The sequence below is a fragment of the Mycoplasma enhydrae genome (assembly GCF_025779955.1).
Lineage (GTDB): Bacteria > Bacillota_I > Bacilli_A > Mycoplasmatales > Metamycoplasmataceae > Metamycoplasma > Metamycoplasma enhydrae.
Genome location: NZ_JAOXHI010000002.1, coordinates 43,562 through 63,559, shown reverse-complemented (window position 1 = coordinate 63,559; position 19,998 = coordinate 43,562). Strand labels below are relative to the sequence as shown.

21 protein-coding genes and 2 tRNA genes are annotated in these 19,998 nt (G+C 25.8%); 9 read left to right on the top strand and 14 right to left on the bottom strand.

Annotated elements, in window-relative coordinates; translation table 4 throughout:
* Positions 1-3: 3 nt before the first annotated feature.
* From OF364_RS00940 to prfA, 3 genes are read right to left on the bottom strand one after another with little or no spacing between them, the layout of a single operon-like run.
* Positions 4-1,116, bottom strand: coding sequence for a DnaJ domain-containing protein (locus OF364_RS00940; RefSeq protein WP_318529864.1), 1,113 nt, complete (start codon positions 1,114-1,116; stop codon positions 4-6).
* 35 nt (positions 1,117-1,151) lie between these two features.
* Positions 1,152-1,862: a peptide chain release factor N(5)-glutamine methyltransferase gene (locus OF364_RS00930; protein WP_263773955.1), complete on the bottom strand. Its 711-nt coding sequence runs from the start codon at positions 1,860-1,862 to the stop codon at positions 1,152-1,154.
* Positions 1,862-2,941 carry a peptide chain release factor 1 gene (gene prfA, locus OF364_RS00925; RefSeq protein WP_263773954.1) on the bottom strand — a complete coding sequence of 360 codons (1,080 nt, stop codon included), beginning with the start codon at positions 2,939-2,941 and terminating at the stop codon, positions 1,862-1,864. The genes OF364_RS00930 and prfA overlap by 1 nt, the downstream gene beginning before the upstream one ends.
* A 70-nt stretch (positions 2,942-3,011) precedes the next feature.
* On the opposite strand from prfA, the gene OF364_RS00920 reads away from it, so the two are divergent.
* Positions 3,012-3,086, top strand: a tRNA-Thr gene (locus OF364_RS00920).
* Between the two features lie 106 nt (positions 3,087-3,192).
* Here the strand turns inward: OF364_RS00920 and OF364_RS00915 are convergent.
* The 5 genes from OF364_RS00915 to OF364_RS00895 form a co-directional block, all read right to left on the bottom strand.
* A tRNA-Trp gene (locus OF364_RS00915) sits at positions 3,193-3,267 on the bottom strand.
* Between the two features lie 25 nt (positions 3,268-3,292).
* On the bottom strand, positions 3,293-3,526 hold the full coding sequence (locus tag OF364_RS00910; RefSeq protein WP_205851309.1) for an acyl carrier protein: 234 nt from the start codon (positions 3,524-3,526) through the stop codon (positions 3,293-3,295).
* A gap of 8 nt (positions 3,527-3,534) precedes the next feature.
* Complete coding sequence (locus OF364_RS00905) at positions 3,535-4,041, bottom strand: MHO_1590 family protein (protein WP_263773953.1); 507 nt, start codon at positions 4,039-4,041, stop codon at positions 3,535-3,537.
* Positions 4,041-5,171 (bottom strand): MHO_1580 family protein, encoded by a 1,131-nt coding sequence (locus tag OF364_RS00900; RefSeq protein ID WP_263773952.1) that lies wholly within the window; start codon positions 5,169-5,171, stop codon positions 4,041-4,043. The genes OF364_RS00905 and OF364_RS00900 overlap by 1 nt, the downstream gene beginning before the upstream one ends.
* On the bottom strand, positions 5,155-5,466 hold the full coding sequence (locus OF364_RS00895) for a hypothetical protein (protein WP_263773951.1): 312 nt from the start codon (positions 5,464-5,466) through the stop codon (positions 5,155-5,157). Before OF364_RS00895 ends, OF364_RS00900 begins: the two co-directional genes overlap by 17 nt.
* 190 nt (positions 5,467-5,656) lie before the next feature.
* On the opposite strand from OF364_RS00895, the gene OF364_RS00890 reads away from it, so the two are divergent.
* Positions 5,657-6,376: a pseudouridine synthase gene (locus tag OF364_RS00890; RefSeq protein WP_205851305.1), complete on the top strand. Its 720-nt coding sequence runs from the start codon at positions 5,657-5,659 to the stop codon at positions 6,374-6,376.
* On the opposite strand, the gene OF364_RS00885 is transcribed toward OF364_RS00890, so the two are convergent.
* From OF364_RS00885 to efp, 3 genes are read right to left on the bottom strand one after another with little or no spacing between them, the layout of a single operon-like run.
* Positions 6,373-8,217, bottom strand: a complete 1,845-nt coding sequence (locus tag OF364_RS00885) for a transketolase family protein (RefSeq protein ID WP_263773950.1) — start codon at positions 8,215-8,217, stop codon at positions 6,373-6,375. The two genes, OF364_RS00890 and OF364_RS00885, sit on opposite strands and share 4 nt — an antisense overlap.
* Positions 8,210-8,521, bottom strand: coding sequence for an MMB_0454 family protein (locus tag OF364_RS00880; protein ID WP_205851303.1), 312 nt, complete (start codon positions 8,519-8,521; stop codon positions 8,210-8,212). The genes OF364_RS00885 and OF364_RS00880 overlap by 8 nt, the downstream gene beginning before the upstream one ends.
* Position 8,522: 1 nt before the next feature.
* Positions 8,523-9,080, bottom strand: coding sequence for an elongation factor P (efp, locus tag OF364_RS00875; RefSeq protein WP_205851302.1), 558 nt, complete (start codon positions 9,078-9,080; stop codon positions 8,523-8,525).
* Between the two features lie 102 nt (positions 9,081-9,182).
* Between efp and nadE the strand changes: the two genes are divergently transcribed.
* Positions 9,183-9,938: an NAD(+) synthase gene (gene nadE / locus OF364_RS00870; protein ID WP_205851301.1), complete on the top strand. Its 756-nt coding sequence runs from the start codon at positions 9,183-9,185 to the stop codon at positions 9,936-9,938.
* A gap of 30 nt (positions 9,939-9,968) precedes the next feature.
* Here the strand turns inward: nadE and OF364_RS00865 are convergent, their stop codons facing one another.
* The 3 genes from OF364_RS00865 to OF364_RS00855 form a co-directional block, all read right to left on the bottom strand.
* On the bottom strand, positions 9,969-11,072 hold the full coding sequence (locus OF364_RS00865) for an MHO_1580 family protein (RefSeq protein WP_205851300.1): 1,104 nt from the start codon (positions 11,070-11,072) through the stop codon (positions 9,969-9,971).
* 214 nt (positions 11,073-11,286) lie between these two features.
* The gene (locus tag OF364_RS00860) at positions 11,287-11,688 is read right to left on the bottom strand and encodes a hypothetical protein (protein WP_205851299.1); all 402 of its coding nucleotides are present in this window, start codon (positions 11,686-11,688) and stop codon (positions 11,287-11,289) included.
* Between the two features lie 159 nt (positions 11,689-11,847).
* Entirely contained in the window at positions 11,848-12,396 is a 549-nt protein-coding gene (locus tag OF364_RS00855) for an inorganic diphosphatase (RefSeq protein ID WP_263752519.1), read from the bottom strand.
* A 108-nt stretch (positions 12,397-12,504) separates the two neighbouring features.
* Here OF364_RS00855 and ruvA point away from each other — a divergent pair, with 108 nt between their 5' ends.
* From ruvA to secG, 6 genes are all read left to right on the top strand, one after another.
* The gene (gene ruvA / locus OF364_RS00850) at positions 12,505-13,116 is read left to right on the top strand and encodes a Holliday junction branch migration protein RuvA (protein ID WP_263773949.1); all 612 of its coding nucleotides are present in this window, start codon (positions 12,505-12,507) and stop codon (positions 13,114-13,116) included.
* Positions 13,100-14,059 (top strand): Holliday junction branch migration DNA helicase RuvB, encoded by a 960-nt coding sequence (gene ruvB / locus OF364_RS00845; protein ID WP_263773948.1) that lies wholly within the window; start codon positions 13,100-13,102, stop codon positions 14,057-14,059. Before ruvA ends, ruvB begins: the two co-directional genes overlap by 17 nt.
* Before the next feature lie 68 nt (positions 14,060-14,127).
* Positions 14,128-16,770 (top strand): protein translocase subunit SecDF, encoded by a 2,643-nt coding sequence (gene secDF / locus OF364_RS00840; protein ID WP_205851295.1) that lies wholly within the window; start codon positions 14,128-14,130, stop codon positions 16,768-16,770.
* 36 nt (positions 16,771-16,806) lie between these two features.
* Positions 16,807-18,066, top strand: coding sequence for a histidine--tRNA ligase (gene hisS, locus OF364_RS00835; protein WP_205851294.1), 1,260 nt, complete (start codon positions 16,807-16,809; stop codon positions 18,064-18,066).
* Positions 18,066-19,751: an aspartate--tRNA ligase gene (gene aspS, locus OF364_RS00830; RefSeq protein ID WP_263773947.1), complete on the top strand. Its 1,686-nt coding sequence runs from the start codon at positions 18,066-18,068 to the stop codon at positions 19,749-19,751. The genes hisS and aspS overlap by 1 nt, the downstream gene beginning before the upstream one ends.
* A complete protein-coding gene (gene secG / locus OF364_RS00825; protein ID WP_205851292.1) occupies positions 19,744-19,998 on the top strand; it encodes a preprotein translocase subunit SecG in 255 nt (84 codons plus the stop codon). The genes aspS and secG overlap by 8 nt, the downstream gene beginning before the upstream one ends.

Here is a 19,998-nt window from a genome sequence, read left to right as displayed (position 1 = left end):
ACGCTAAAATTGCTTTAATCAATTTTCACGCTTTTTATCGTCTTTATCTGCCATTATTTTTTGCAGTTGTTTATTTTCTTCTTTGTTTAATTTTGGTATATATACATCTAATTGAACTACAAGATTTCCTTTTTGTGATGAGTTTTTATATGGATAACCACAACCTTTAAGTATTATGGGTTCAGTTAGGTTTAAGTCATTATCCAATTTAAAACTTTTGTATCCATATGGAGTAGGAATTTCAATAGTTTCTTCAAGCATTATGCTTTTAATTGATAAAGGCATTTTTATATATAAGTCATTATTATTTAATTTTTTATAAGCTTTACTTTCTTTGACATATATAACAATATATAAGTCACCATTATTTTTACCAGTTACAGGTGAAGGATTACCAAAGCCTTTAAGTTTCATGGTGTCTCCATTTTCAACTCCAGGCATAATTTTAATTGTTTGTAAAACTTTCAACTTAATAGTTTTTTTACCATGACATTTGTGACAAGATTTTTTAATTATTTTTCCTTCACCTCTACATGCAGGGCAAGGTTTTATTGTTGAGAATATGGCAATTCTTTGTTTAATTTGTCCAGAACCATTACAGTCATAACATGTTGCAAAATCGTTTTTAGATTCTGCACCAGTACCCTTACAAAAATCACAACTTTTATATTTGTCTAAATTTAATGTAGTTTCTGTGCCAAAAATTGCTTGATTAAAATCTAGATATATGGCTGTTTGTAAGTCTTCTCCATATTGGTATTCATTAGAAGAACCACCAAAACCTGAACCAAAAATATCACCAAAAATATCGCCTGAACCAAATCCAGTACTAAAGCTTTCAAAAAAACTCTTGAATATATCTTCAGAATCGCCAAAAGAATATGAATTTGGATCAAATGCATTGTGTCCAAATCTATCATATTTAGCCCTTTTATCACTGTCTGATAAAATTTCGTATGCTTCCGATACTTCTTTAAATTTTTCTTCAGCATCTGCTGCGCTATTTCTATCAGGATGATACTGCATTGCAAGTTTTCGATATGCTGACTTAATTTCTTTTTCTGTAGCGTTTTTAGATACACCTAAAATTTCATAATAATCTTTTTTGTTTGCCATAATATATCAATTTTAGCACATTTTTAATTAGAGTGCTATTTTTTTAAATCATTGTATTTTAATATAGCTATTCGATTTTTTTTGTTAATATCTTTTTTAATTATTACATTAGGAAAATTGTTAATTAATCAGTCCTTTGAATACTCATTGATCTCAAAAATCAAGTAGCCATTTTCATTTAGAAAATCACTTGCCAGCTCTGTTATTTTTTTATAGAAAAATAAACCGTTATCTTTGGCATACAATGCTTTCTTAGGTTCCCATTTTAATGATTTTGCAAATTTGTGGTTTTTATTTAAATAAGGAGGATTGGAAATTATTAGATCATATCTTTCATTAAGATTAGTAAATAAATTACTTCTAATTGTTTTACAATTATTCAAATTATTTATTTTTATATTTAATTTTGTTTGCTTGATAGCTTGTTTTGATATATCTGATAATGTTACACTACATCCAATGTTTTTAGCTATTGCAAGACCTATAAAACCACTTCCACAGCATAAATCCAAAACATTAGAATATTTGTTTATGTAGTTATAAGATTCAATAATTAATTCTTCAGTTTCATATCTTGGTATTAGCACATTATATCTAATGTCAATATGGACATTTTGCATTGTCTGATAGCCAATTATTTTTTGCACAGGATAATCTTTTTTTAATAATTTCAGTTCTTTTTTAGAAATAAAAAGAGGCTGCCCATACCTTCTTTTTTCTTGTAGCAATACCTCTTTTTCAATCATTATAAACCTGCCTCTTGAATTTTTTTAGCTTTTTCATCAGCGATTAAAGCTTCGGTAATTTTATCAAGTTCACCTTCCATAATTATTTTAAGTGAAGTAGAAAAACCTATACGATGATCGGTAACACGATCCTGAGGGTAGTTATAAGTTCTAATTTTTTCGCTTCTATCTCCAGTGCCGGCCATTTTTCTAAGTCCGCTTTCTTCTTCCTCTCTTTTTTGAATTTCAATTTCATATAATCTACTTTTTAAAACTTTAAGAGCAGTTTCACGATTTTGGATTTGACTTCTCTCATCTTGAGAAGTAACAACAATTCCTGTTGGTTTGTGAGTTATTCTAACTGCTGAATCAGTGGTATTTACGGATTGCCCACCGGCACCTGAAGATCTAAATACATCAACTTCGATATCTTCTGGTTTTATTACAATATTAACATCATCATCAACTTCAGGTAAAACAGTAACAGTAGCAGTTGAAGTATGAACACGACCTTGTGTTTCTGTTTGTGGTACACGTTGTACTCTATGAACTCCACGTTCAAATTTCATTTTTGAAAAAACTTTTTCGCCTTTGATACTAAAAACAATTTGACTATAACCACCAGCAGACCCATAAGTGTAATCAATTACTTTAATTTTGAAATCTTTGTTTTCACAATATTTTTGATACATCTTAAAAAGATCTCCAGAAAATATATTAGCTTCATCGCCACCAGCTGCCCCTCTAATTTCTACAATAACATCACGTTTGTCGTTTTCATCAACTGGTAATAATAGTTCTTTGATTTTTTCTTCCCAATCATTCATTTTTTGAATTTGATTATCAAGGTCATTTTTAGCTAATTCAATTAATTCATGATCTTTTTCATTTGCTAATATATCTTTCGAAAGTAAATGTAATTCTTCGATTTCTAAATACTGCTTAAAAGCACTGTAAATATCTTCAAGCGAAGATTTTTCTTTAGAAATTTTTGTATATTGTTTTATATCATTATATATTTCTGGGTCATTTAATTTCTTTTCTAATTCCTGATATTGTTTTGATATCGAAATTAGTGATTCTCGCATTGTTTTTTCCATGTATATAAGTATATTTTAATTCCCAAAAAAATATAAAAAATAATGTAATTTTTAATATAATATTAAACATGCCGTCATAGCTCAGGGGCAGAGCACTTCCATGGTAAGGAAGGGGTCGCTGGTTCAATTCCAGTTGACGGCACCATTTATTTTACAAATACCAAACTTAGCTAGCCTAAGTTTTTTATTTTGCTTAATTATTGCAATAAAAATAAAGAACAGAAATACTGTTCTTTATGATCAAAATGATATGGCACGGGTAGCAAGACTCGAACTCACAACACACGGGGTTGAAGCCCGTTGTTCTACCATTGAACTATACCCGTACAATGATACGTTAAGTATTTTACCTTATTTTTTTTCATTATTTTGTTTTTGGTCAATTATCTTAACGATATCATCTAGAGTTTTTAGTTTAATTAATTCTTCATCGCTAATTTCTATTTTTAGCTTTGTTTCTAGATCAGAAATTAAAATTACCAAGTCTAAACTATCAATTCCTAGTTCCTTGATATTTGTGTTTAAATCAAAATTATTTTTGGTGTATTTTTTAATTTCTTTAAATAATATATCTTTTGAATTCATAGAATATATTATAACTTATTTGTATTAATCTTATAAGTCACTACACTTTTTTCTTTTTGATTATTTCATTTGAATGTAATTAATAAATTTTGGTCATCTAATTGTTTATAAGCATATTTTACAACACCGTCACTAACAAGCATTCTGTTAAGAACATCTTTAATTATATAAACAATCATATCTTCATCGATTCATGCTTGTCCATTGCGGTAATTTAGTTTATCATAATAATCACTACTTTGTATTTGTGGAAATATTTTTTTTCAATCTACATCTTTAGCGTTTAATTCATTATTTTCTTCTTCGTTATTATTAGTATCTTTGTCATTTTCTTCTAATTCATTTTTTTCATTTTGAGATTTATTGATATCTTTAGATTCATTTGATTTCTTATCAAGTGTTTTTTTATTGGCTTTTTGTTGCATAATTGCAAAAGCTGAAGTAGCTGCAATTGAAGCTGATAAAATTACACCAACACTTGATCATATGAGTATTTTTTTAGTTCTTTCCTTCATTATTTATTACCCATTCTTTCTATTTCTTCTAAACTATTGGCCGATTTTATAATGTTTGAGAAATTTTTATATTTAATTGTGTGTCATTTTTCATCTGTCAATCATCCCTTAATGGATTTAGTGTTCATTTTTATTAGTCCTTCATTAAGACCAAAAAATGGCTTTATGATGTTTTGAATATATACTAATTTAAAGTTTTTAAGATTTTTACCAATATCAAAGCTTAATGTATAGCCAAAATCACCCTTTAAATTAAGTGGTATTAATATCCCTTGCCTTGCTTTTGAGCTATTGTTTTGAATAATGACTGAATTTGTGTATTTATCATAACGAGAATATGAATCAATCATTACTGTCATTTTGCCAAAATCCTTAACGTGTAGTTTTGTTTCATATTTAGCTTTTTCATTATCAATCAAAACTAATGGTGCAACTTTGAAATCATATATATCTGAATTATTTAGTTCTTCTATTGAATTATCACTGGTATTTGTTTTATAAATTTTGATATCAAAAATTTCATCATTATGTTTACCCTGAATCAATTTTTTAGGACTAAATTCAATGTTTACATATTTAGTGTTGATGTCATGATATACAACATGACTATTAATGCGATCTGGCAATGTATTTATTTCGATTTCATTTAAAAATCTAACGACAGCTTTTTCATTGGTTACAATTTCATTAGGCTTTTTATTGGCTTTAATTCAATAAGTAAATCTTTTTGTTTGATATCATCGACCATTAACCAAGTAATGTATTTCAAAATTCATATTATTTATATCTTCAAAATCCATTTTTTTGCTAGCGTTAGCATTATTATAAGTGAGTTCTATTTTTCCAGTTTTTTCATTAAAAGCTGGTTTTAGTTCAATGCTAGCATTATTTAAAAAAGCATCAATTTTAATTCTTTGAATTTCACTAAGATTATTAATGTGTTCGAATGTGATAATAAAATTATCATCCTTAATAATGCGGCGAATTTTTAAATTGGTTACTTCATTAACGGTGAGTCAATTGTCTAAATAATTTTTTCTTTTTGAAGTTATTATAAACTCTTCTCCTCAATTTTTAATAACTTCAGATTTCTTGTTTTCATTGTAATTTTGATTAAGTGAAATGTACATAATCAATAAATAGGTTAACTAAATAATTTAGTTTCTTGTAATATGAATTTTTAGATCAATTATCTAGATATCAATATGGGTTAGGTTCTTTGTGAATAAAGTTTTCATAAAAAATTTTTCTATAATCCTCATCAAGAGAATCAATAAAGTAATCTAATTTTGATTTATGTTTATTGTTTTCCTTAAATAAAAATTTACAGTTCTTAAGTCTATCAATTAAACAGTATTTGGCAATAAAATCTTTTTTTCTTTGCAAGCACATGTTTTTTAAAATCATTATTTTTTGTTCATTCATTTTTCCTCCCAATTCTTATTTAATATAAAAAATAAGAGAAATGAATTTTAATGGTACTAATTTGAGGACAATATTTATATATAAATATTAGTTTTTTAAAAGTTTTAGTTCAGTAGCATTTTTTTTGTATAAAATAAAACTAAAAAACGCTAAATTATCTATAAAATTTAGTTATTAGGAATTTAGAATTATGGAAGAAAAACTAAAAGTTCAAAAAATAATTTCAGATTATGGTTATTGTTCAAGAAGAGAGGCTGAAAAACTTATTATAGAATCGAGAGTGTTAGTTAATGGTGCTCTAGCTTCTATAGGCCAAAGAGTTAGCTTAGATGATGAAATTAGAATTGATAATAAAGTAATCAGTAATAAAACTTCGAAATTTTATATTTTGCTTAATAAACCACAAAACACTATTTGCACACTTAAAGATCCTCAAGGCAGAAAAACAATTTATGAATGAATTAATATAAATAAATATTGCTATTCTATAGGACGCCTAGATTACAATACAACAGGAGTTATAATAATAACTAATGATGGTGATTTTGCTAATATATTAGCTCATCCTTCTTCAGAAATTGAACGTGAATACATTGTTACACTTGAAAAGCCCTTATCTGACAAAGAATTAAATTATTTAAATTCAAATTTTGTAAAACTAAATGGTGTTTTTTCAAAACAGAAAGTTACAAAAATCAAGGATTTAGTTTATTCAATTAAATTAAATGAAGGTAGAAATCATCATGTTAAAAATCTATTTTTATTGGTAAATAATTATGTAAAAAAATTACATCGTAAAAGATATGGTATTTTAGATGATACAAACCTTAAAATTGGCGAATTTAGAGAAATTAAATCTAGTGAAATAGAACAGTTTAAAAAAGAGACTAAAAAAATTAGGCAACCCTAATTTTTTTTGCTTATTATACTTTTAATAGTTTTATCAACTAAATTAAAATCAGATTTTAATTTGTTATTTGAATTATTAATATTTAAATTAAATCTAGCGTATTTCATTCAACCTTCGCCAATATCTTTGCTAAAAGTAATGGCGAATTTTTTATTATATGAAAGTTTATCTAAATTTTCTTCATTAGAAATAGAAATTAAATTTAGATTATTTTTTTCAGCAATTTTATGAGCTAATTTCATATCTGAACCCTTAGCTAATAATGTAAATTCTGAATTATTTTTTAGTACATAATATGCACCTGAAATAAAGCTTTGTTTTGAAGTGTTTTCACAAATTCAACTACTTGCAAAATTACTAATAATCACGACTGGCCCGCTGGCTTTATTTAAATAATATTCAATGGCACCTAATAGTTCATATAAATTAGATGGATATAATATTGTTAGTCTTTCGATTGAATTTAGAATACTAATTTGTTCTTCAGGTTGATATGAAACTTTTGAACTCTTAGCACTATTTATATCATTATCTAGTAAATATAAAATTTTTAGATTGTCATCAACAGCTTTTCTAATTCCACTAATAAATAAATCAGCTTGAAGAAGGTTATTTATAATAAATGGCTTGAAATTAGAATGCAACCTAATTGCGTTTGCAATTAAAGCTGCTGCCATTCTTTTAGGTCCATATAATAAACTTCTTCCTTCTTGATTATTATTAGCAAAAACACCATTTGAAGATTTTATTTTAAAAAGAGTTTTTAGAGTTGAAGATAAGGCAAATGTATTTTTATACTTATCAAAGATATTATTCATTATTGTAAACAAGTTTGTATCGATGTCACAACCACTTGAAAGAAAATTGTCATTTATATTTTCTTTAAGCTCTTCATTTAAAAAATTAAGTAACTGATCTGAGGGAGTTCATTTTTTAAAAATATTGTTATTTCTTTTTTTAACTTTAGCATACGAAGAAACAACTTCTGAATAAACATCAAAAAAATCATTTTTCTTAAAGTTTAATGTTTCTTTAAATTCATCAATTTCTTCAAAACTTAAAATTTTGTTTTTAACTGAGAAGTTTTCAAGAATATTTAAATTCAGTTCTCCCAAAGTTGTTTTAATTTCAATAAAATTAGGTTTCTTAGATTTTTTAGCATCACCAATAGCGCTTGAAATTGATTTATAATTAGCTCCTTTAATTCGATGAAATTTAAAACCTAATGCTTCATATTTTTTTCTAATATCAACATTACTTTTTTTGTTTTCTTCCGAATCACTTAATAATGAATTTGAATCATATAAAACAATTAGTTTATTTAAATTAAGATTACCAGCTAATTCAAGTGCTTCATAAGCTAAACCTGTTTCTAAATCCTTACTTGATACAAATACATATGTATAGTGAGATATTTCTTTAAAACTAGCTGATAAATTAGCTTCTGCAATTGCAAAACCTACTGCTTCGGCAATACCTTGACCTGCACAACCTGAAGAAACTTCGATTCCCAAAGCATTATTCTTTTTTAAGTGATGAGCTAATTTACAAGAAGGCTTATTTATATTTTGTAATTCTTCTTTGGTAATTAAACCCAATAAATATAAAACTGAATAATATGTAGAAATAGCATTTGCATCACTTAAAACAAATCTATCTCTATTTATTCATTGAGGATTTTCAAAATCAAATTTGTAATGAAAAGCAAATAAAGTATGAAAAATCTTGGCAGCACTTATATTAATAGGAATATTTCCAACTTTTGCATTAGCAATTTGAGCCAGAGCATTAATTTTAATATTGTCTATGGCTATTTCATTTATTTTTTTAGTTCTAAACATTTTGAACACCTTCAAAAACTAAGTTAATGTTTGTTGGTTTAACATTAATTAGCGAATATATTCTTTGTTCAATCATAAATATTAATTGTTTTGTTTGAAACGAAAGAACATTATCTTTTTTTAATTTGTAATTTATAAAAATTTCAACATTATTTTTTGAAGCATTAACAACAATTTGAGGAGCAGATGTTAATATAATATTATTTCTACTTTCAAACACTTGCTCAATTGTTTTTTTAATTGTTTTAATTTCAACCTTAAAGTCAAAATTCATTTTTGTATTAACTAATATACAATCACTCATATTAAGCTCTTCCTACGTATTTTCCTGTTTCTGTTGATATTGAAATCATTTCACCTTCTTTAATAAATAAAGGTGTTTCTAGTACATATCCTGTTTCTACAGTGACTTTCTTTTGGGCTGCTTGAGCTGTGTTACCCCTAACTGCATCTGGAGCTTCTGTAACCAATAATGAAACATTAGCAGGTAATTCGATATCTAACACTTCTGCTTCATATTTTCTAACAACAACTTTCATACCTTCTTTTAAAAAGTTAAGTTCTCATTCAATACTTGCCAAAGGAACTTCAGTTTGTTCAAAAGTTTCCTGGTCCATTAAAACAATAGCCTCTCCTGAATTATATAAATAGTCCATAGCTATTTTATCAATCATTGCTTTTTCAACTTTATCTCCACCAGTAAAAGATTTAATAGTAGTTGAACCTGTTCTTAAATCTTTAGCTTTAACTTTAACGTTAGCTTGTCCTCTTCCTTGTTTAGAATGTTGTGCTTCTAAAACCACATAAATATTACCCTCTAGTTTAAAAGTAACACCAGATTTTAAATCATTTACATTAATCATGTTGTAATTCCTCTCTTTAAAGTTTTTAATTTTTAAATTATAAAAAATTATAAATAAAATAAATATTATTTATTCATTTAATAAAAATATAAAATTATAAGTATGCATAAGTGGTCAAATATAAAACTAAATGATGAAGAAAAATCTTTTTACAATAAATTAATTGTAAAAATTCAAAAGTGAATAATCAAAAAACTAAAAGAAGCAAATAGCATTGGTGTTGTTATAGGCGTTTCAGGTGGTGTAGATAGCGCTGCACTTTCTATCATTGCTAAAAGAATATTGGGTTCGAAAGCATTTTTATACTATTTAGAAACTGATGTTGATAATGAAACAAGGAAACATGTTTTTGAATTAAATAACATAGTTAAGGACATTCAATTTATTAATTTAAAAGAAGAATTTGAATTACTCTCAAAGAAAATAGAAGTAAAAAATGATTATGTTAAAGCGAACTTAAAATCTAGATTATTTATGAGTGTTTTGTATGCCAAAGCACAAGAAAATAACTCTTTGGTTTTAGGAACTGATAATTATGATGAATACTATTTGGGTTATTTTACAAAATGAGGTGATGGAGGCTGCGATTTATTGCCTTTTGCTAATTTATTAAAGAGTGATATTTACAAAATGGCTCATTTGTTAAGTGTTCCAGGTGAAATAATCAAAAAACAACCTAGTGCTAATTTAGTTAACACTAAATCAGATGAAGAAGAATTAGGTTTTAGTTATGAAGAATTTGAAAAATATCTCACAAATGAGACACTAGTTTCAAAACAAAAAGCTTTAAAAATTAGGAATATACATCTAAAAACTGCACACAAAAGAAATTCAATTCCAAAAGGACCTAAAAAATAGCACTATTTGTTATGCAAAATAGGGCATTTTTTATAAGTTTTTTACTTTTCAGTCGTCATAATATAAATCTTCTTGTTCGGTAGTTAAATTTATATTATTGACATGTAACTTAATTAAAGCATCTCTAGAATTAAATAATCTTTTAGTAAAAGAATCTTGATATTCTATGTATTTAAAATCATCAATTAAATTTTGTTTAACTAAGAAATCCATTTTGAATGCACCTTCATGTACTAATGGTAGATGATAACCATACATATCAGAATTATTTGCTGTTATAAACTCTTTCTTTTCTTTATTTCAAATAATAGGGTTATTAATGTAATATTCAATCTTTTGTTTATATTTATTAATTCTAGTAAATGAACTATAAAGTTTATACTGTTTAGTACTTAATGAATCTTTAATGTTTAGTGTATCTGCAAATTCAAAAAAATAACGTCTATCTGGCTTGAAGTATTTATTTGGACTACTTAATTCAATTTCTTGTTCAAATACCTTATGTAATGGTTCATTTTGTTTTAAAGTATTAAATTTTAGACGATAATTTAATCTGTTAATATAAGCTGTATTATTTCTTAAAGGATTTGAAGTGGAAACCGAAGATCTTCTAACATTTAAATTAATAGATTCCATAAAATTCAAACCTATATTTTTATCTCTTACATTTAAATATGTAAAATTTTTCTTTTCTGTCTTAATATCAAATAATATTTTAAATGCGAAATGTCAAATTCTTTCTCTTTGCCAATGACTATAAAATTGAAATTCTAAACTTTTTAAATCACTAAAATCAATATTTGTTCCATTTTCATATTTATCAAATTGAAATCTAGTAAGTCCACCATCATCTTCTAATTTTTCAACTTTAATTTTTTTATCATTCAATAAAACCCTTTTTGTTTTTGGTAAGTGATAAAGATGCTTAGGCATTCTTACATGAAAAACTCACCTATTGCTTTGCAGTTCTCTTAAAATGTTTATATCCACACTTGAAGAACCAAGTTTACTATTGTCAACTATTTTACGCCTAAAATATATAGGCTCAATTTTAATTGCTACATCTTCCTTATATGTTTCAAATTTTTTATTATCAATTTTTGAAACTTGTTGAATATCATTGTATAAAAACATTTTACCTCCTAACAGTCTTTATGACCTAATAAAAGTACACCAGAAAGAGGATTAAAATATGTTTTTAAAGCACTAAAAAAATCGTTATTTATATATAAATAAAATAATTTAAAGTCCCATTAATTAATAAGACATTTTTATTTGTAAAACAAAATCAAAACTATTTACATGACAATGTAAATATTTGATTATTTAATTCAGTTTTAGATGTTATTTATTCAAAAAAACACCACTTGAGGATTTTTTCAATGAATTTAATTTTTCTATAAAAAGTTGATTTTGAAATATTAAAAGTTTTTCAAGAAATATTACTTAAATTTCTTTTAAATATAATAGTTAATAAAATTGATTTATCGATAGATTGTAAATTGTTGATTGCATTTAATAATAGTGTTTTATAGTTTTTATCAATAATCTCTTTTTGCTTTTTTAGGTCTTTAAAGTTTGACATTTTTATTGAAAATTCTTTTTCTAATTCACTGTTGTTATTTCTTAAGTCTTTAGCTTTAATTTGCTGATCCGTTAAGTTTTTAGGTCTATTACCAAGACATCCTTGTAAGACCGAGCTAACAAAAGGTCTTAGAGATATTAATTCTTTATACTTTCTACTAGCCATATTTTTTTCCTCTTTTTCATTTTATGAATATTTCTAGACAAAAAAGATTTTATGAGACTTTGAAAGTAGTTTATATATTAATATATAAACAATTAGTTAGTGTTTCATTAAAATTAAAAAATTGCTAAAAAAAGCAGCCTTAAAAAAGGCCACTATTATCTATAGATATTTATCTGGGTGCAATTTTTTCATTTTTTTAATAAATTCTTCTTTGTCTAATGAACCATATTTATTCATGAGTTCAACACATTCATTGTATTCTTTAAGGGCTCACTCGATACCTTCAAATCCTGTAACATCAGTAATATTAGGGCCTTTAAAGAACTTATAATTTTTAAAGAATATTTCAATTGATTTTAATCACATTTTGTCAATATCATCAAGACTTTTAATATGTTCTAAACGATAATCATCAGCATGAACAGCAATTAATTTGGTATCAGTTTCTCCAGAATCAATCATTTTCATTGCACCTATTATTCTCGCTTCTACTAATGTTCCAGGCATAAATTGTTCAGGTGAATAAACCAAGACGTCTAATTCATCACCATCTCAATCTAATGCTTCTGATAAATATCCATAGTTAGCAGGGTATTTAAAACCCCCTCTTAATATTCTATCTACTTTAATTTTTCCTGTTTTTCTATCATATTCATATTTAATACTAGAATTCATAGGAATTTCAATGTTTACTAATATATTTTTCATATTTTAATTTTACCAATTTTTATTTTTTCTCAATAATTTCATCAGTTTTTCATTTTCTTAATCACGATATTTTTTGTTGTCTTATAGTTAATTTTGGAGGAAGAGAAAATGACAATTTATTTATATGGAAAAATCGTACACGTTAATACAAATTACCTTATTTTAGACCACAATGGAACAGGAGAATTAATTTATACACCAAAAATTGAAAGATTTAAGAGTGGAGAAAATAAAAAAATATTTATTTCTCAAATAGTTAATGAATATTCAAAAGTTACATATGGCTTTGAGAGTTTTAAAGAAATGGTGGTTTTTGAAGATTTAATTAGTTTACAAGGTTTAGGACCTAAAACAGCTATTTCAATATTAAATGTAGGTTGAGAAAATGTTATTCATTATGTTGCTAATGAAAATAGAGAAGCATTAACTCAAATACCATATGTTTCTAATCGAATTGCTAATGCAATCATCTTAACTTTCAAAGATAAATACATTAAATTTATTGCTAAAATGCCAGAAGAAGATTTGGCTAAATTTAACAATAAAACTAAGCAAAATTCTCATTTAAAAGAATTTGAAGAAACAATGAAAATGTTAGGTTTTAAGAGTAGTCAAATTAAATTGGCTTTAGATAATATGGAATTAAGTTCTGACATTGAAGAATCAGTTGAAAATGCTATAAAAATTATTAGCCAAAAACAAAATGAAGCAAGAGTATAGAGTTAAGAGCTTTGAAGATTTTATTGGTCAAAATAAAATTACATCAACTTTAAAAATAATGATAAATTCTTCAATGGTTCAAAACAAAGCAATTGATCATATTTTGTTTTATGGACCTCCAGGATTGGGCAAAACGACTTTAGCTCAAATAATTGCTAATGAAACCAAAGCTAAAATTGTTTATGTACAAGGGCCATTAATTCAAAAAAGAAGCGATATACTAACAATATTTTCATCATTACAAGAAAATGACATTTTATTTATTGATGAAATTCATGGCATTAACAAAAACGTTGAAGAATTGTTGTATTCAGCAATCGAAGATTATGTAATTGATTTACCTATTGGTGTTGAAGGTGATACTAAAATAATGCGCCTGAATTTAAAAAGGTTTTCATTAATAGGAGCGACCACTAAATATAATTTAATTTCAAATCCACTAAAGGATAGATTTGGTTATATTGGTAAACTACAATCATATACAATTGATGATATTAAAAAAATTATTAAAAATTCAGCAAAAAGAAATGATATTGCTATCAATTCAGAAGCAATATGTCTAATAGCTAAAAATTGCAGATTTACACCTAGAATAGCTAATAATTTATTAAAAAGAGTGCATGATTTTGCGATTTTTAATAATGCTGTTGAAATTAATGAAAATATTGTTAATCAAACATTTAATTATCTTGAAGTTTATCCGGGAGGTCTAAATGTTCCTCAAATTGAGTATTTAAATGCTTTAAAAAAAGTTTTTAATAAAAAAAGTGCTTCATTAGACGCTTTAAGTTCAATAATTAAAGATGATAGAATGACAATTGTTAATGAATTAGAACCCTCTTTGTTAGTAAAAAAAATTATCGAAAAAAGTCCTAGAGGAAGAAAAATAACTGAAGCAGGTTTAAATTATTTAAATGGTCTTGAAGATAAAAAAAGTTTCTAAAAACTAGCGATTATATATTTTTAAATATATTGCTATTTAAATTCAAAAATTTTAATATAATTTTAACCATGAATAAAAAAATAAGAATTAGTCCAGCTTTAAAATGAGCTTTTAGTATTTTTATAATTTTTGCTATGCTTATTTCTTTAATTTTTGGTTCAATATTTTATTTAGGGCCAAATATTAAAAAAAGTAATATTGTAAATAACCAGATTGTGGGCTCAAAAGTAACCCTTAGAATCGATGAGGATAAAAATTTAGTTAGTCCAAAGGAAAAATTACAACCAAGTCAAATAGCAAATATAGTTAAAAATTATCTACAAGAAAAAAATGATAAGCTAACATCAAACTTTGATGTTGGTTTGTTATCTAGTGATTTATTAGAAGTGAAGAGTTTATTAGCTACAAATGATAAACTGCAACAAGAATTAATTTCTTCACTTACTAAAAAACCATATTTAACAATAACAGACCATAAAGGTCAACCCCTATTTTATAAAGGTCAATATCAAGGCCAAGGTGCTACAAGTCATGGACTAGATGAATTAATTGCTGAAGGTGCTCAAAACTTCAACATGGATTTAGATGCAAATCCTGCAATATCAAAAATTCCGCAAGGTTATGCAGACAGAATCCAAATTAAATTAAATGATTATGCTTGAGATCAATTTACAAGATTAGCTTTTGATTATTGACTAAAAAGTTTTCAACAAGGTCAAGGTGGTCCAACTCTTTCACAAAACAAAATTTATTTTTGATTAAATATTGATGAATTCATACATAATGCTCAAACCAATGACAAAGAAGGTTGAGAAAAAGCAGGAAAAAATCCTGTTAAATATGCTTATGTAAATAACAATCCTGATGTTGAAGAAAAAAAGGATAAAAAAGGTAATGTTATTAGCTCGATTGATCCTATTTTAAAAAATTCAATAACTGCACAAAAATATTTAATATCAGCAACTTCACCAATCTCTTTAATTTCTTCGCAAAAAAGAGACTCAGTGTTTTATTTAATTAATAATAGTCCAAATGGATATTCCAATAGTCAATTAGCTTCTTTAATTAACTTTTCATATACACCGTTTACATTGACTAAACAATTTTCTTATTATGAACTAAAACCAGTTTATAAATTTGATTCATTTGTCTTAGCAATAGTTATTTTATATACCACATTAGCACTATATCTAATAATTAAACATAGAATGATGGGTGCTATTTCATCAATTGCCATGGCATTTCTATTATTTGTATTCTTATCAATAATTACTGCCTTTGGATTAGCAATAAACTCATTAGTTGTTATTTCAATTATGTTAATCATGTTTGTGGCATTTAACATCATTGCTAAAAAACTTCAAATCTTTAGTAAAGAAATGTTAGAAGGCGCAAATCCTAACAAAGCAATTAATAGAGCTACCAAAAAAACTTTTATCTCTGGTTTAGATGTAGTTGCAATTATGGGTCTTGGTGCAATAATTACTTATTATCTAAATGTAAACCATTCTTCAACCATAGGTGCACTAGTTGGAATAGGTGTATTATTAATAGGTTTAATATTAATAGGTTTAAACACCATTGTTTTAAGAGCTTTGATACAAACTGAATCTTTTGATAAAAAAACGAATTGACTTTTAACTAAAAAAGTTCCTAAGTGCAAACTCTTAGCAAAAATTGAAGTTTTATTTAAAGCTAAATATTTTATTATTCCTGTAATTGTATTTTTAGTTGTGGGAATAATTGTATATGGTTCTTTTGCTATTAAAGAAAATCACGGTTTTGCTGGTTTAAATGTTAATTCAGAAATTTACAATAATCACATATATTCAATTGGTATTAATCTTAAAAATGAATCTAACTTAGAAACACATCAAAAAATATTACTTGATTTAAACAGTTATATAACTTCAAACCACCCTGAAGCATTAGTTAAATTAACCTTAAATAGTGAAAAAGGTTTTAATGAAATTATTGTTAATTCTAAAGTTAATTTAAATGATTTTATGGATACTAATTTAGTTGGTTACTTTAATTCTAAAGGTTACACCGATGTTGAACTAGTTAGAAGTGCAAATGTTTTAGGAGCAACTAACATAGGATATGCAATTGGTTGAAACACTTTATTACTAGTGCTTATTACAATAAGTAGTATTATTTATTTATCATTTAGATATTCATTTCAAGCAGCATTTATATTCTTTATTAAACAAATTTTACTAATTGGCATTTTACTTGCTTCATTTGCAATATTTAGAACCAAAATGAATGTTCAGGCTTATGATTCACTAGTATTAATTTCATTTATTAATATTTTTGATTCTGCAATTAATGCATCTAGAATTAAAGCGGAAACTAAAAAGGATTTAAATACAAAAAATTACATATACACACCAGAACAAGTTCATACTATTTTTAAGGTATTATTAACAGATACATTACCAATTCAAAGAATTAATATGTTAATAGCAATCGGCTTCATGATTTCTGCACCATTCTTGTTGGTAACAATATCATTTAGTGCAATCATGGCAATTGGTGTAGGTTTCATTGCATTGTGATATTTAAATTTATTCATAATGCCAAAAATATGAGAATCATTAACCAATTTAAAATATGCTAATAAGCTAAAAAGAATTCAAAATGATTTTTGAAATACAGAAAAAATTCAAGAACAAACATTTATTGGTATAAATGATTTTTCAATATAAATATAAAAATATTAAATTAAATTATGGAGGTAAAAGATGTTTAGTAGGCTAAAAGGTACAAAAGATATTTACAATAATGAAGCAAAAATTATCGATTTCATTCATAAATCTTTTGAAAAAGTTTCATGAAGATATAACTATAAGCATCTTGAAACTCCGATTATTGAAGATTATAATTTGTTTGTTAGAGCTACAGGTGAAACAAGCGATATTGTAACTAAAGAAATGTACGTTTTTAAAGATAATGGAAATCGTACTATTGCTTTGAGACCAGAAGGAACAGCTGCAGTCATTAGAGCTTATATCGAAAACAAAATTAATAATTTAGAAAATGCAAAATTATACTATTTTGGTCCCATGTTTAGATATGAAAGACCTCAAAAAGGTAGATATAGACAATTTATTCAAGGTGGAATTGAATTAATTGAACCTAAAAGTGTTTTGAGTAATTTTGAGATTATAAAATTGGCATATGATTTCTTACAAGAAATAAAAGTTGAAGACTTTGTACTAGAAATCAACAATTTAGGTAATTTTGAAACTAGAAATAACTACGTTAATAGTTTGAAAAAATATTTTTTGGAATATAAATCACAATTAAGTGAAACATCACAAATCAGACTTGAAAAAAATGTTTTGAGAATTTTAGACGATAAAGATGAAATTGAAAAAGATTTTGTAAAAAATGCTCCAAAACTAGTGGATTTTTTAAGTCAAAAAGAAAAAGATGATTATAAACAACTGTTGCAATTATTAGATAAAAACCAAATTAAATATGTTGAAAATCCTTATCTAGTTAGAGGATTAGATTATTATACTGATATAGTATTTGAATTTGTATCAACTTCAAAAGCTTTAGGATCAAAGTCGACCATCCTTGGTGGTGGAAGATATGATGGCATGATTAAGTCATTTGGAGGACCTGATATTGGTTCAATAGGTTTTGCTTTTGGCGTTGATAGACTTGTTGAAATCATTAATTATAATTTGGACAAATACGATAATTTAAAAGATAATCTAGAAATTTTAGCTGGTTATTTGAATGAAGATGAAAAAGATGAAATTATTAAAATAGTCTATGACTTGCGTAAAGAATTTAGTGTTGAATTTCAGAATTTTAAAATAAATATAAAACAACTTTTTAAGCTTAATTTTAAGCACAATCCTAAGATATTATTATTTAAGGAATTGAATTCAAAACCTAATTACATAAAACTAAAATCTAAGAATAAAGAACTTGAATTTGAATATACTGGTTTAGAAAGCTTTAAACAAAAAATAAAGGAAGTATTATAATGAAGCAAAATTATTGTTCTAAACTAAATATTAATAATATTGGTCAAGAAGTTGAATTATTTGGCTGAATTGCTAATAAAAGAAAATTTAAAGGCCAAATGTTTATTGATTTGAGAGATTCAAGTGGAATTGTACAATTGGTTTTTCAAAATATAGTCGATCCTTTATTAACCAAAGAAAGTTGTATAAAAATTAAAGGTTTGGTTCAAAAAAGACTTGAAGCTAATAGAGAATTAGAGTCAGGAGAAATTGAAATCTTAGTTGAAGAATATGAAATTTTAAATTCTTCAAAACAAATTCCTTTTGATATTAATGACAACCGTGACAATTCAGCTAATGAGGACTTGCGACTGGAATATAGATTTTTAGATATCAGAAATGCTAAAGTTCTACATAATTTGAAACTAAGACATAAACTTTTATTATTAATTAGAAACTTTTTTGATAAAGAAAATTTTATTGAAGTTGAAACACCAATTCTAGCTAAATCAACACCTGAAGGAGCAAGAGATTATTTAGTTCCAACAAGACGAAAAGGTAAGTTTTTTGCCCTACCACAATCGCCTCAATTATTTAAACAATTATTAATGGCAGGAGGACTTGAAAAATACTTTCAATTAGCTAGAGTTTTTAGAGATGAAGATCTAAGAAAAGATAGACAGCCCGAATTTACACAATTGGATATTGAGATGTCTTTTGCTAATCAAGAAGATATATTCAAAATATGTGAAGATATGTGAGTATATGTTTTAAATGAATTAGGTTATAAAATTGAAAACAACTTTCCTCGCATGGATTTTGATTATGCAATGAAACACTATGGAAATGACAAGCCAGATACGCGTTATGAATATTTAATTGAAGATTATTCAGCTGAATTTAGTTCAAAGTTCAAAAAGAAATATGTTAAAGCAATTATATTTGATCGTGATGTAACTGAACACATCAAAATAATTAATGAAACATTTAAGAAAAATAATGGAGATTTCTTTGAAATTTTAGACTTAAGTTTTCCTAAATGTGATTTTAGTAATCATCTATCAAGTATTTGTAAATCAAAAACTTCAAAATTTGGTCTTGTATCAGCTTCTGATGATGAAGAAGATGCTTTAAAATCATTAGGTGCAATTAGAACATTATTAAATGAAATTTATAATTTGGCCGATCCTAATAAATTAAATTTTATTTGAATTGTAAATTGACCTATGTTTGAATATGATAAAGAAAACCAAACTTATGCACCAGCACACCACCCATTTACACAATTTGAAGAAAATACACTTAAATATCTAGATTCAAAAGAATACTCAAAAGTTAAGGCTAAATCTTATGACCTTGTTTTAAATGGCTTTGAATTAGGATCTGGCTCAATTAGAATTTATGATTTAAAAACACAAAGAAAAATGTTTGATATACTAAATATGTCAGAAAAGGAGCAAAATTCAAGATTTGGATTTTTCCTAAAATCATTTGAATATGGTCTTCCTCCACATTGTGGCATAGCATTTGGAATTGAAAGAGTTTTAATGATATTAACAAAATCTTCTTCAATTCGAGATGTTATTGCGTTTCCAAAAAATGCAAAAGGTGTAGATTTATTAACTTCAGCACCTTCAGAAGTAACTAAAGAACAATTATTTGAATACGGATTAGAAATTAAAAAACAAGGAGATAAAAATGAGTAGTGCCGGTTTATGAGTATTAGTATCTATAACAATATTTATTTCTTTAGCAATTGTGGGTATTTCATTTATGATGGCTCCAGATTCAAATAGTTTTAGTGGTGCCTTAGTTGGAAGCAATGACCTTGATTTATTTAAAGTATCAAAAGAACGTGGAATTAAAAAGGTTTTAAAATGATCTATGATTTCTTTGGGAGTGTTGTTATTTGTATTTGCAATTGTATTAAGAGTGCTTATACAAAGAGGCTAA